Annotated in this window: 12 protein-coding genes; 10 read left to right on the top strand and 2 right to left on the bottom strand. The window is 60.7% G+C overall.

Annotated features, from left to right (window positions below; genetic code table 11):
• Positions 1-56: 56 nt before the first annotated feature.
• From BGE01nite_RS05730 to BGE01nite_RS05695, 8 genes are all read left to right on the top strand, one after another.
• Entirely contained in the window at positions 57-590 is a 534-nt protein-coding gene (locus tag BGE01nite_RS05730; RefSeq protein ID WP_146849352.1) for a LysM peptidoglycan-binding domain-containing protein, read from the top strand.
• A gap of 128 nt (positions 591-718) precedes the next feature.
• Complete coding sequence (locus tag BGE01nite_RS05725; RefSeq protein ID WP_146849351.1) at positions 719-1,162, top strand: NfeD family protein; 444 nt, start codon at positions 719-721, stop codon at positions 1,160-1,162.
• 53 nt (positions 1,163-1,215) lie between these two features.
• Positions 1,216-2,172: an SPFH domain-containing protein gene (locus BGE01nite_RS05720; protein ID WP_146849349.1), complete on the top strand. Its 957-nt coding sequence runs from the start codon at positions 1,216-1,218 to the stop codon at positions 2,170-2,172.
• Between the two features lie 51 nt (positions 2,173-2,223).
• Positions 2,224-2,568, top strand: coding sequence for a hypothetical protein (locus BGE01nite_RS05715; protein WP_146849347.1), 345 nt, complete (start codon positions 2,224-2,226; stop codon positions 2,566-2,568).
• Positions 2,550-3,134 carry a DUF6036 family nucleotidyltransferase gene (locus BGE01nite_RS05710; RefSeq protein WP_146849345.1) on the top strand — a complete coding sequence of 195 codons (585 nt, stop codon included), beginning with the start codon at positions 2,550-2,552 and terminating at the stop codon, positions 3,132-3,134. Before BGE01nite_RS05715 ends, BGE01nite_RS05710 begins: the two co-directional genes overlap by 19 nt.
• Before the next feature lie 59 nt (positions 3,135-3,193).
• Positions 3,194-4,417, top strand: a complete 1,224-nt coding sequence (gene lpxK, locus BGE01nite_RS05705; RefSeq protein WP_146849343.1) for a tetraacyldisaccharide 4'-kinase — start codon at positions 3,194-3,196, stop codon at positions 4,415-4,417.
• Between the two features lie 11 nt (positions 4,418-4,428).
• Positions 4,429-4,956 (top strand): phospholipase D-like domain-containing protein, encoded by a 528-nt coding sequence (locus tag BGE01nite_RS05700; RefSeq protein WP_146849341.1) that lies wholly within the window; start codon positions 4,429-4,431, stop codon positions 4,954-4,956.
• 142 nt (positions 4,957-5,098) lie between these two features.
• Positions 5,099-6,940 carry a hypothetical protein gene (locus BGE01nite_RS05695; protein ID WP_146849340.1) on the top strand — a complete coding sequence of 614 codons (1,842 nt, stop codon included), beginning with the start codon at positions 5,099-5,101 and terminating at the stop codon, positions 6,938-6,940.
• Between the two features lie 117 nt (positions 6,941-7,057).
• On the opposite strand, the gene BGE01nite_RS05690 is transcribed toward BGE01nite_RS05695, so the two are convergent.
• The gene (locus BGE01nite_RS05690; RefSeq protein WP_146849338.1) at positions 7,058-8,362 is read right to left on the bottom strand and encodes a nucleotide sugar dehydrogenase; all 1,305 of its coding nucleotides are present in this window, start codon (positions 8,360-8,362) and stop codon (positions 7,058-7,060) included.
• A gap of 66 nt (positions 8,363-8,428) precedes the next feature.
• Positions 8,429-9,160, bottom strand: coding sequence for a CorA family divalent cation transporter (locus tag BGE01nite_RS05685; RefSeq protein WP_146849336.1), 732 nt, complete (start codon positions 9,158-9,160; stop codon positions 8,429-8,431).
• 183 nt (positions 9,161-9,343) lie between these two features.
• Between BGE01nite_RS05685 and BGE01nite_RS05680 the strand changes: the two genes are divergently transcribed.
• Positions 9,344-12,220, top strand: coding sequence for an ATP-binding protein (locus BGE01nite_RS05680; protein ID WP_170266621.1), 2,877 nt, complete (start codon positions 9,344-9,346; stop codon positions 12,218-12,220).
• A gap of 83 nt (positions 12,221-12,303) precedes the next feature.
• Positions 12,304-12,429 (top strand): hypothetical protein, encoded by a 126-nt coding sequence (locus BGE01nite_RS29695; RefSeq protein WP_281292034.1) that lies wholly within the window; start codon positions 12,304-12,306, stop codon positions 12,427-12,429.
• Positions 12,430-12,482: the final 53 nt, after the last annotated feature.

Genomic DNA, 12,482 nt, shown 5'->3' with positions numbered 1-12,482 from the left:
CCAACGGAAAACCATACTCACCCGCCCTTCCCCGACGAAGCCTCCCTGCCTTTATCATGTTCCTGACATCCTCCGCCCGTCTCCTCGCCCTCGTCGCCGTCTCTGCTGGACTTGTTTCCTGTGAGACTGGTTCCACCAAATCGTCGAGCTCCGTGAGCGACCCGTATGTGTCCAACTATCCGGCGGACGGCGGCTATAACCCATATCCAGGGCAGCCAGGCCACGTCTCGGGTGGCGGCAGCAGCGTGCCGAGCTACGAGACTCCTGTGGCTCCAGTCGAGGCCGACCCCTACGCCTTCCACGGCTCCAGCAGCACTCCCCCTCGCAGCACCCCGACGCGTAGCACGGCTAGCAGCAGCTCCAGCACACCGCGAAAGACCGTGGCCAGCAGCACCAAGCCGAAGTCCTCCTCCACGAAGTCCAAGAGCACCGCGAAGAAGTCCACTGGCAGCAGCACACACACCGTGGCCAAGGGTGACACGCTTTACGGTCTCGCGATCAAAAACAAGACCACCGTGGCCAAGATCAAGGCTGCCAACGGCCTGAGCGGCGACCTCATCCGCCCCGGCCAGAAGCTGAAGCTGCGCTGAGTTTGATCCCTGGGCAGACCCAGGAGAGTCTTCGGGCCTGTTTTTGACCGACAATTGGTTCGGTTACAAACAGGCCTTTGTTTTCTCATGGTGGGAGGCGCTGGATTTCGCAGGGGTGAAGCACACAAATGCTTCCCGAGCCCTGCATCCTTTGGTTTATCGTCGGACTGGTCCTGATCCTGGCGGAGTTTTTCGTGCCGGGCATCATCCTCATCTTCATCGGCATGGGAGCCTGGGTGACCTCGCTCACCACATGGTTAGGCCTCACCACCACGCTGGCCTCGCAGACCGCCGTTTTCGCCATCTCCTCCATCGTGCTGCTGGTGGGGCTGCGCCGCACTTTCAAAGACTGGTTCATGGGCAGGTCCCAGGCCGGCAGTGCGCTTGAAGTCGATGAAGAATTCATCGGCAAGGAAGCGCGCGTCGTCAGCGCCATAAGCCCGCAGGTCACCGGCAAGGTGGAGTTCAAAGGCGCGCAATGGAGTGCCCGCTCCACCAGCGTCCACAGTCGCGGAGACATGGTGATCATCACGGCTCGTGACGGCCTCATGCTCATCGTGAGCGCTCTTTGATTCGATCTTCTGATTCACACCACGCCTAACGAACAATCCCACTCCCACCCATTATGATCCTTGAATTTGGCACCATCGCCGCGCTCGGTTTCACCGCCATTGTCGTCATCGCCATCACCAAAGGCGCCCGCGTGGTGCCGCAGAGGAACGCCTTTGTCATTGAGCGTCTCGGTAAATACTCCCGCACCCTGGATGCAGGCTTCCATGTGCTCTTTCCTTTCCTCGACAGCGTGGTCGCCAAGCACTCGCTGAAGGAGCAGGTCATCGACGTGCCTTCCCAGATGTGTATCACGCGGGACAACATCGCCATCGAGATCGACGGCGTGCTTTTCCTCCAGGTGCTGGATCCGATGAAGGCCACCTATGGCGTCACGAACTACTTCGCCGCCGCCTCGCAGCTCGCGCAGACCACGCTGCGCTCCGAGATCGGCAAGATGGACCTCGACCGCACCTTTGAGGAGCGTGACAGCATCAACGCGAACATTGTCGATGCCTTGGACAAGGCCTGCGAGCCCTGGGGCGTGAAGGTGATGCGCTATGAGATCAGCAACATCAATCCGCCGCAGTCCGTGAAGGATGCCCTGGAGAAACAGATGCGTGCCGAGCGTGAGCGCCGCGCCCAGGTGGCCATGTCTGAAGGTGACCGCGAAGCCCGCATCAACGTCGCGGAAGGTCACAAGCAGGAAGCCATCAAGCAGTCTGAAGCCATCAAGATCCGCCAGATCAACGAAGCCGAGGGCAAGGCCCGCGAGATCGAGCTGCTGGCCCAGGCCACCTCCCAGGGACTGGCGCTCATCGCCCACGCCATCAACACTCCTGGTGGTCGTGAAGCCGTGAACCTGCGCGTGGCCGAGCAGTATGTGGAAGAATTTGGCAAGCTGGCCAAAACCTCCACCACCATGATCATCCCTTCCAATCTCAGCGACATCGGCGGCATGGTCGCCAGCCTCGGCACCCTGCTGGAGAAGGGCCGTGGCACAGCCTCGCCTGTCATCGCAGGAGAGGCCTGATCCAACCGAGCCCCCCTTGCCAGCTCCTCATTTGAAGGGTAAACTCCCGCCATGAGTAGTTCCAGGCAGCCCTACCACGATCCCTCCGGGGACGAGATGGAGCATGCCTATTTCTGCTACTTGGCGGACAAGTTTGAGAAGCAGCCGGAGTTGCTGGATGTCGCGCTGGAGACCATCGATCGCTGGGTCAATCACGGGCATTGGGCGAAACCCAAGCTCGATGAATGGCGTCAGGTGATTCTCTCGGCACAATCGACGAGACAAGGCTTCCTCACGCTCACCAGCCTTCTTCGGCGTGATGACGAGGAAGCACGCGAGTTTCGCGGCTACGATCCCTTTCCCGCCGTCCTGGATGAGCAGGAGAAACAATCCTTTTCATGGATCTCGCGTCACTGAACAGCCTCCTCTCGGAGGCTAGGAAGATCATCCCTGAGACACCGCTGATCATCTTCGGCTCCACCTCTGCTTTTGCCACCTGGCCTGATCTTCCGGAGACCGTTGATACTTACCTTCAGACGCGTGACACGGACCTGATACTTGATCCTTGGAAGGAGGAGACTGCGATCACTCTACAGAAGGCCATCGGCAGACTCAGTCTCTATGATCAAGAAAACGGTGTTTATGCAGACATCATCAAGCCTGACGTCTTCGCCAACTTCCCCGCCGACTTTCGCGACCCTTTAGTGCCGTTGGAGGGTTACCCGAATGTGTGGGCACTGAACCCGCACGACATGGCCGTCTCCAAGCTACTGGTGGGCAGACCCAAAGACCTGCGGCTGCTTTCCATTCTCTTCGCCACAGGGCGCCTGGACGAGGCCCTTGTCCGCAAACTGCTTTGGAGCATGGACATGGAGGAGAAATGGATCGTCAAGAGTCATGCCTTCCTCGACGAGGTCGTGAAGGCCGCCTGGGACCTTGGCTACACCCGGAGAGACGTGAAGGACACCTGGCGAAAGCCCTGATTTTCAAGACCCTTCCTGCTTGTGCCCTCCCCTGCCCTGCGGCAGTCTCGGAGGCCCGCATGAAGGACACTCTCGAAGATCTCGAGCAATACATCATCGACGTGATCATCCACAACCGTCGTGGGATTCGCGCGTCCATGCTGCGCACTGTGTTCTGGTTCCTCTCCGGCATCTACAAAGGCGCGGTGAAGCTGCGCCTCTACCTCTACCGCGAGCGCTACATCCACGATCATCACCTCGGCGTGCCGGTGATCAGCGTGGGGAACATCACGGTCGGTGGCACGGGCAAGACTCCGGTCGTGGAACTACTCGCCAAGTCTCTTCGAGATCGCGGCCGCCGCGTGGCCATCCTCAGCCGTGGTTATAAAAGCAAGCGCCAGCGCAAACACCCGCTCAGCTGGCGCATCGCGGCCAAACTGGGCCTGGCGCGCAAGCCCAAGGCCATGCTGCCGCGCGTGGTCAGCGATGGCGAGCGCGTGCTGCTGGATTCCCACAACGCGGGCGATGAACCCTTCATGCTGGCGCACAACTGCAAGGGCGTGCCCGTGGTGGTGGATCGCGATCGCGTGAAGGCAGGCCACCATGCCATCCGCAAATTCGGTGCGGACGTGCTCATCCTGGATGATGGCCTGCAATACCTCCGCCTCAAGCATCGCCATGACATCGTGCTCGTGGACAAAACCGCCCCCTTTGGCACTGGCTACATGCTGCCACGCGGCACCTTGCGCGAGCCCCCAAAAAGCCTGCGTCGTGCCAGCTACATTTTCCTAACCAAATCTGACGGCGACAGCGCGGACATCATCCGCCAGATCGAGAAATACAATCCCGTGGCCGACATCATCGAGTGTCGTCACCGCCCCGTCTACTATCAAGACATCCACACGGGCGAGCGCCTGCCACTGGATGCCTTCAAAGGCAAATACGTCGGCGCCCTGTCAGGCATCGCCGTGCCGGAAAGCTTTGAAAACGGCTGCCGCAAACTCGGCGCCAAGGTGCAGTGGCATGCCCGCTTCACCGACCACCATCGCTTTGAAGAGAAAGAGATCACGCAGTTCATCGACCGCTGCGTGAAAGCGGACGCGGATGCCATCCTCACCACCGAAAAAGACTACGTCCGCTTTCCCAAGCTGCCACCGGGCGAGATCCCCATCTACTTCCTTCGTGTGGAGATCGAGATCACCCGTGGCAGGGAGACCTTTGAGCGCCTGGTGGACCTTATTGCCCAGCCGCGACACGTCACTCAAGGTATGGTGAGCGCGGAACTGGTGGAGACAGCGGAATAGCCTAACCAAGAATGAGCGCGCCGCGTCTCGTCATCAACCAGGAGACCTACACCGCGGTGCTCCAGGAGATCGTGCCCGCCGCGCAAAAACTGCTCTGGCTGGTCACTGCCGACTTAAAAGATCTGCATGTGGGCCGTGGGAAGAAGTTCATCCCCTTCCTGCAGGTGCTGGCAGAAAAGGTGCGTGAAGGCGTGGAGGTGCGCCTCATTCATGCCAAGGAGCCCGGACCGCGCTTCCGTGCCGACTTCGACCGCTTTCCCGAGCTGATCGAGAGTGATCTCTTCAGCCGCATCCTCTGTCCGCGCATGCACATGAAGTGCATCATCGCCGATGGTCGCATCGCCTACATCGGCTCCGCAAATCTTACCGGCGCCGGCCTGGGCGCGAAGAGCGATCATCGCCGCAATTTCGAAGCAGGCATCGTCACCGAGGACTGTGAGACTATCAGCCAAATGATGAGCTTTCTCGATACCTTTTACCTCGGCGACCACTGCCTCAAATGCCAGCGCCGGGACGTGTGTCCAGATCCAGTCGTCTAAAGTAGTGCTGCGCTTTAGCGCGCACAGACGATGACATCTCCCGGGGGCATCGAATCTCACCAAGCGAAACCTATCTCACGGCTTGCCTGGCTCTCACGCTCTAAAGCGCATGAGTACTTTGTTCAACTGCGTATGACACCTCATGCGCATCGCAGCCCTGCTTCTCCTCACTGCCGCAACACATGCGGCTGAGCCAACGATTGTCCCACCGCAGGAGGACAAACTGCTCATGCTGGACACGCGAGTCATCGAAGACGCGCAGAATGCACGCCTTGCGCTTGGCACACCCGAAAAGGCCACCGAGAATCCCCTGCTCCCTTCGGATCAGCCGTGGGAAAATGCGACGAACAACTATTACCCCAACGTCACCTGGGACAGTGATGAGCAGCAGTGGAAGCTTTGGTACAAGGACGTGCTCGCAGACAAGGACGTCATCGCCAAAATGGATGCCCCGTCCACCGTGCATGACGTAGGCTGGTATCTGCTCTATGCGAACTCCAAGGACGGCCTGACTTGGAAGAAGCCGGCGCTCGGTCTTCACAAGTTTGACGGCAGCAGCGACAACAACATCGTGGCACGCGATTGCCCAAACGTGGGCGTCTTCAAAGACCTGCATGATCCTGACGCCTCACGTCGCTACAAAATGGTCTATGACACCGGCCTGGGCAAACCGCATGCCTGTTTCAGCGCGGATGGCATCCACTGGTCAGCACCGCAGGACATGCTGGGGTTCTCCGCCAAGCAAGGCGATACGCATAACAATGCGTTCTACGACACGCGCAGCGGCAAATACCTCTGGTTCACCAAGATGTATCTCGGTGAGAGACTGGTGAGCCGGCTTGAAAGCACGGACTTCCTGAACTGGAAAAGCAGCGGCGTGGTGCTGCGCAGCACCCTCGACGAAGGCAAGGCCACGCAGACCTATGCGCTCACGGTGTTTCCGTATGCAGGCATCTATCTCGGCTACGTGATGATGTATCATCTCGACAACAACCGCGTCGTGGATGTCGAGCTGGCCTGGAGCCCAGACTCCATCACCTGGCAGCGAGTGCAGCCTGGAACCGCCTTTCTGCCATTGGGTGCCAAAGGCAGCTATGACAGCGGCTGCATCTATGCCCAGGCAGGCCCGCCGGTGCAGCAGGATGGCAAGCTCATGATCTACTATGGCGGCAGCCCCACCATTCATCTCGGCTGGAAGCGCGGCGCCAGTCTCTGCCTCGCTCGTTTGCGTGAAGACGGCTTCGCCTCCTATCAGGCTGAAGACACCTCCAAAACCGCCATCCTCACCACAAGAGTCCTGCGAGCCTCCGGCAAATCCATCACCTTCTCCGCAGACGGTGACGTGACGCATGAGAAACTTCCGGCGGAGGGCGATACCTTCCGTCTGCGACTTCACCTCTCGCCGGGAGCCAAGCTCTACTCCATCTCGGGCGTCACGCTCGTCGACACAAGATTGCCCGAACCAAAAGTAACACCACTCCCCAAGCTTCCCGTGCAGCGTGATGGCCTGCGCTTCACCTTCGACAAGGACAACCAAGGCTGGAAGGGCATCGATCAGGCAACCCATCATCCCGATGGCTTCATCACCATCTCACGCGGCAAGAACCTGCGCCCCATCGCCCATGCACAGCCGCTGCCGGGTGACTGGCCTGTGCTTCTCGGTGGAGATAAAGTCACGCTGAGTGCCAGGATCCGCGCCACACAGCCCGGCGGCGCCATCCGGCTGGAGATTTTTGCCCGCGATGTCTACCAGTGGAGCTATGAAAAGCTGCCACCCTTCACCACCGACTGGCAAACCATCTCCACCACGATCCGCTATGACTGGACCGACGAGCAGGCCAAGGCCGCCGGCTGGATCCCCAGCACCCAAGCATGCTCCTGGCGTGATGTAATGCGCCATGCGGGAAAGATCGTCTTCGTCGCCGCTCAACAAGGCACCCAGCAGAGCTTTGATCTCGATGATGTGCACATTGAGCCAAATTAGTGCAGCGCTTTAGCGCGCACCCGCCTTGCCATCTCCAGGGACCTCGAATCTCTCCAGGCGAAACCAATCTCACGGCTTGCCTGGCTCTCACGCGCTAAAGCGCATGAGTACGTTTCCTCAAGACCAGCACAGCCCCTCGTAACTCCACGGCAGCGTCTTCAGATCACGCCAGCCGTTCACATCGATCACCAGTTGGTTAGGCCGAACGAGCGGCTTCAGCACCTCCAGCGGCGCACACTTCTTCGAAGCCACCACCAGATCCGCGTGTTCAATGACCTCACCGACCTCCTGTTTCAAAAGAGACTCCAGATGCGGCATGCGGCGCTTCATCTCAGCGGCATTCGCGCCGATGAGACGTGAGAGATTCAGACTCGGATCGTAGATGCGCACCTCATAGCCACGGGCCAGCAAATTTTCCGCCACGGCAACCATGGGGCTGCCGCGCAGGTCGTCTGTGTCCGCTTTGAAGGAAAGGCCGAGCAGGCCTACCTTGCGCAGACCTTTGCTGGTGATGAGCTTCAGCAGCAGCTCGAGGTGGGATTGATTCGAGTCCAGCGTGTTTGCCAGCAGGGGCAGGGAGATGCCTTCCTGACGGCCAAAGGAGAGCAGCGCGCTCACATCCTTCGGCAGGCAGGAGCCGCCAAAGGGCGTGCCGGGCTTCATGTAGTAGCTGGAGATGTTCAGCTTCGTGTCACTGCACACCACCTGCATCACGCGGGCACCATCCTCGCCGAGATGCTTGCACAAGCGGCCGATCTCATTGGCAAAACCCACCTTCAGCGCGTGGAAGTAATTGCAGGAATACTTGATCATCTCCGCCCCTTCCCAGCCCAGCACAGCGGGTTCACCACCGAGCAGTTCGCGGGCCTCGGAGCTTTCAGGTGCCTGACCATCATGCGTGCCAACAACGGCCAGCGAGGGTGTGCGAAAGTCTTTCACAGCCGTACCTTCGCGCAGGAACTCGGGACAGTAGTAGATGCGGATCTGGCCGGAGGCGCGCAGATCGGTGAGGAAATCATCCACCATGTGGCGGGTGCTGCCGGGCAGCATGGTGCTGCGGAAAAGGATGACGTGCTTCTTGCCGCTGCTGCGCAGCACGGCCGCGATCTGCTCGCTCACCTTGCGGACGAAGTCGAGGTTCAGCCCGCCGGACTCCAACGAGGGGGTGCCCACGCAGATGATGCTGACGTCCGAGCCGAGCACGGCTTCCTGCGCGCTTGTGGTGGCGGAGAGACGGCCTTCACGGCGGGCCGTGTTCAGCAGGTCATCCAGCTCAGGCTCCACAATGGGAGAGCGGCCCGTGTTAAAGGCGTCCACCTTCTCCGGCTGCACATCCGCGCCGATGATGACATGCCCCTGCTCCGCGAGACACCCGGCGGTGACCGCGCCCACATACCCGAGACCAAAGATGCTGACCTTCATGCGCCCGCCTCATAGCACAGCCCGGCGCTGAGACACAAGCGCGGCCATCACATCATCTCACCAACCTCACTCCCGCTTCATCAGGGTGGACATGACCAGCATGCCCAGCACCACACCCGCCACGCAGATGAGCCAGAAGTGCAGCGGCGTGTCCTGCATGCCGCTGTGAAACTCCATGCCAAAGATGCTGGCCAGGGCGGTGAGCGGCAGGAAAAGCGCGGCCAGCAGGTTCAGCCGGTGCGCCGTGGCCGCCATCTGCCGGGCGGTCGCCGCCTGGGACTCCGCCTGCCGGGCCACGGTGAAATTCAGGCCAAACTGCGCATCCTGCAGCAGCAGCTCCGCGTTCCGCTCGATGCCGGCCGCCTGATCTCGAAGGTTGATCAGCTCACGCTCGCTCTTCAGCAGCTCGCGGGCTTGCTGGAGAGCCCGGTGGGTGCCGCGCGAGGCTCGCAGCACCGGGGCGATCTGCTCCAGCACCATGTGATACTCCGTGGCGGTGTTGGCCCTGTTCTCCGCCTGTTCCAGCTCCTCCAGCTTGTTGTCGAAGCCTCGCAGATGCTCGGTCAGAGCCGCCACGCCGATTCCCTTGAGGTTGGTTTTCCACTCGCCCTGCGGGTTTCGCCAGAAGAGCGCCGCTTTGCGGTCGTGCTCATCGGGGAGCGGCAGCTGGTGCAGGATGATCATGAGATGCCCCTCCTCCAGCATGGATCGTTGCGGTCCAGGTTCACGTCCGAGGCGGCTGCTGATGGCCTCCGGCACCGTCCAAAGCTTCGGGAGAAGACTGCTTTCAGGTTTCATAAGCGCCGCACCCTAGCTGCCTCCTCTCTCCAGGGGAATACAATTTCTGGCGGCGATTCCAAACAGCCCGCGCACGGATCGAAGATCTCGAGTCTTGCACCAGGCGTATCCGACGAAAGTCGGATACGGACGGATATACTTGATCTAGCCGGGGGGAGCTGGCTGGATGTAGCGTATTCCCTGATGATATTAACGGCGCGTTCGCTTTCCACACTCCTCTGGCTGTTTCTCGGCCTGTCAGGCAGTGTCCTGGCGCAGGAGGAGGTGCCGCTGACAAAGATCAGCGAGGTGCTGGCGCTGGACGGACGTGAGGCTGAATCCACCCCCCAGCCCGTGAAGCTGAAAGGCACCGTGATGGGCGTGAGCACCATGTTCAGCTTCTTCACCCTGAATGATGGCACCGGCACCGTCGGCGTGCTGAAGCGCCGGCAGGAGACCTTGAAGCAGGGAGACCTCGTGGAGGTCACCGGCCATACCACTTCCACCCCCTTTGGTGGCAGGTACTATCCGCGCGTCATCTCGGATAGCGTGGACATCGTCGGCACCGCCGCGCTGCCACCGGGCAGATCCGTGACGCTGAAGACCTTCAACCTTCCGGAGAACTATGATCAATGGGTGAACCTGGAAGGTTATGTGATGGAGTGGAAGTACAAGGCTCCTGACCTGGAGATCACCGTGGTTTCTCCAGACGGCTTCGTGAAGGCGTATGTGACCGCGCCTGAGGAGTCCGTGATCCCCCGCCGGCTGAATGGAGCCAAGTTGCGAGTGACGGGCGCTGTTGTCAGCACACCCGCTTTCGGTCGCGTGCTCTTTGTCCCGGACGTCAAGCAGGTGGAAATCCTGGAGGCAGGCACGCAGAGTATCTTTGATGCGCCACTGGTCTCCATCAAAGATGTGATGGAACGCAAGGTAGAGCCGGGCAAACGACTGCGCGTAAAGGCGGTGCTCACCGCCCGCACCCAGGAGCGGAAGCTCATCGTGCAGGCACCAGACGGGGCCATGATCTGCTATCTGCTCGTGCCACGCGGCCCGGAGGAGAAAGACTACATCTATGGCGATGCCGGACAGTGGCCTGATCTGAAAGAAGGAGACCTGGTGGAGGTGGTAGGATCTGTGGTGGATGAAACGGGTTCAGAGCTGAAGACGTTCGGTCTGAGCTGGTGTCATGTCCGTGTGGTCGGCACGGCTCCTGTACCTCCACCGCAGGAGATGGAGCTGGAGGAGGTGAAAGCCCTGCGAAACCATGATGAATGGGTCAGCGTGGAAGGCGTGGTCACCGGCTGGATGCAGCAGAACAACGTCCTGTCCTACTCGATCGTGGGACCGCATTCACAGTACATCGTCCATGTGCGGGACGTGCCCTCCACCACCTTTCCCACTGGCATGCATGGAGCGAAGCTGCGCTTCACCGGCATCAGCCGCAGCCTGCTGCAAAGCCCGGGTGATCTGCTGCTCGTCCCCTCCCCTTCGTATGTGAAGGTCGTGCGACCAGGCAGCGAGGACCCTTTTGCTGTCCCCGAAAGCACCGTGGCTGCCGTGGCCGCGAAGGGTGTGCCGCTGGCGGACCGGGTGCGTGTCCGCGGCACCCTCGTCGGCCGCACTTCACCTGAGCTCATCTACGTCCGCGGCACAGGGGGCGCTATCTGCGTGCTGCTTCAGCGCCCCTGGAGCAGGACATCTGGCACCGGCGCGACCCTGTACGCTGACAGCGGCACATGGCCTGATCTGGCCATTGGAGATGAGGTGGAAGTCATGGGCTCGCCCATGAGTCCGGTGGAGGGCACTCTGGGAGATGGCTGGGACATGAAGGAGTGCCAGATCCGCACGCTTGGCAGCCGCGTGGAGGTGCTGCCTGTGGAGACCACCATTCCGGAAGTGGCTGAGGGTGCGCACACATCAGACCTGGTGGAGGTGCGCGGCCGCCTGCTGATGCTGCAGCAGATCCCGATCGACCGCGGAAGCTGGCGCACCACGATGCTGCTGGAATCAGATGGGGTCAGGATCCCTGCCTCGCATCATGAGAAAGGCCGCGCTTCTTTTGACACACTCAAGATTGACGATGAAGTGCTGCTCCGCGCCATGGTGGACAAGGCTACAGACCGTGATCCACGCCAGCTCTGGCTCATGTCTCCCGGAGATGCACGTTCCCTCGGGGTCTCGCCTGCGGTGCGCACACGTCAGATCTGGGTGTGGGGTGGCGGCGCGGCGGCAGTGCTGCTGGTCTTCAGCGGCTGGGTGGCGGCGCTGAGAAAGTCCAACCGCATCAAAACCGAGGTCGCCGCACTGCTGGAGCAGAGCGTGAACGAGCGCACCGCCGAGCTCAGCCAGACGCAGGCAGATCTCACACGCGCATTGGCGCAGGAGCGCGAGCTCGGTGAGCTGAAGTCACGCTTCGTCACCATGGTGAGTCATGAGTTCCGTACCCCGCTGGGCATCATCATGAGCGCCATTGAGCTCATGCGCCACTATGATGAGCGCCTGCCCAAAGAACAACGCCAGGAACTGCAGCAGGACATCTTCAGTTCCACCCGCCACATGGCCGGCCTCATGGAGCAGGTGCTGGTGCTCGGCCGTGTGGAGGCTGGCAAACTGCCCTGCAAGCCTGCGAGCTCAGATCTCAGCATCCTGGCTGAAAAACTCACGGATGAAGCCCTCTCCGCCACGAACCGCCGGTGCACCGTCGTCTGGCGGCCTGAGGGCGATATCGACGGCGCAAGGGCGGACGAATCACTGCTGCGGCACATCTTCAGCAACATCATCGCAAACGCGGTCAAATACTCCCCTGAAGGCAGTGAGGTGATCTTCACCTGCCGCCGGGAGGGCAAAGACGCGGTGTTCCAGGTCATCGATCACGGCATCGGCATTCCGAAGCATGAAACCCCGCGTCTCTTTGAGGCTTTCCACCGCTGCAGCAATGTCGGTGAGATCCCAGGCACAGGTCTCGGCTTGGTCATCGTGAAGCGCTGCGTGGACCTGCATGATGGAAGCATGGAGATCGACTCGGACGTGGGCCAGGGCACGACCTTCACCGTGAGGCTGCCGCTTTTTGACAAGGATTGATCCGACTTTGGTCGTAGGCCGGGGGTCTGATGGTGAAGCACTGCGCAGCGTGTGAGGATTGGCGTGTCAAAACCTCTCACGCCATGAACCACTCCTCATTCACCAAGGCTGCTCCCCCGAATCGCGCCCTCATTACCCCGGCGACATGGGCGATCATTCTCACCATCGCGTATTTGCTGCTCGCCATGTGCGGCCAGCTCCGCGCCTGAACTGCAGCACCAGCCCTCCGGCGCGCTCGAAGGCCGAGACCAGTTCCCGAAAA

Origin of the sequence: Prosthecobacter gellanilyticus, assembly GCF_007992435.1 — a bacterium.
GTDB classification, from domain to species: Bacteria; Verrucomicrobiota; Verrucomicrobiia; order Verrucomicrobiales; family Verrucomicrobiaceae; genus Prosthecobacter; species Prosthecobacter gellanilyticus.
The sequence above is the reverse complement of the archived record's forward strand: the minus strand, read 5'-3'. Positions and strand labels throughout refer to the sequence as shown.

Coding starts and splice junctions, on each gene's coding strand:
- BGE01nite_RS05730 (WP_146849352.1), top strand. CDS start 57: ATGTTCCTGACATCCTCCGCCCGTCTCCTCGCCCTCGTCGCCGTCTCT.
- BGE01nite_RS05725 (WP_146849351.1), top strand. CDS start 719: ATGCTTCCCGAGCCCTGCATCCTTTGGTTTATCGTCGGACTGGTCCTG.
- BGE01nite_RS05720 (WP_146849349.1), top strand. CDS start 1,216: ATGATCCTTGAATTTGGCACCATCGCCGCGCTCGGTTTCACCGCCATT.
- BGE01nite_RS05715 (WP_146849347.1), top strand. CDS start 2,224: ATGAGTAGTTCCAGGCAGCCCTACCACGATCCCTCCGGGGACGAGATG.
- BGE01nite_RS05710 (WP_146849345.1), top strand. CDS start 2,550: ATGGATCTCGCGTCACTGAACAGCCTCCTCTCGGAGGCTAGGAAGATC.
- lpxK (WP_146849343.1), top strand. CDS start 3,194: ATGAAGGACACTCTCGAAGATCTCGAGCAATACATCATCGACGTGATC.
- BGE01nite_RS05700 (WP_146849341.1), top strand. CDS start 4,429: ATGAGCGCGCCGCGTCTCGTCATCAACCAGGAGACCTACACCGCGGTG.
- BGE01nite_RS05695 (WP_146849340.1), top strand. CDS start 5,099: ATGCGCATCGCAGCCCTGCTTCTCCTCACTGCCGCAACACATGCGGCT.
- BGE01nite_RS05690 (WP_146849338.1), bottom strand. CDS start 8,362: ATGAAGGTCAGCATCTTTGGTCTCGGGTATGTGGGCGCGGTCACCGCC.
- BGE01nite_RS05685 (WP_146849336.1), bottom strand. CDS start 9,160: ATGAAACCTGAAAGCAGTCTTCTCCCGAAGCTTTGGACGGTGCCGGAG.
- BGE01nite_RS05680 (WP_170266621.1), top strand. CDS start 9,344: ATGATATTAACGGCGCGTTCGCTTTCCACACTCCTCTGGCTGTTTCTC.
- BGE01nite_RS29695 (WP_281292034.1), top strand. CDS start 12,304: ATGAACCACTCCTCATTCACCAAGGCTGCTCCCCCGAATCGCGCCCTC.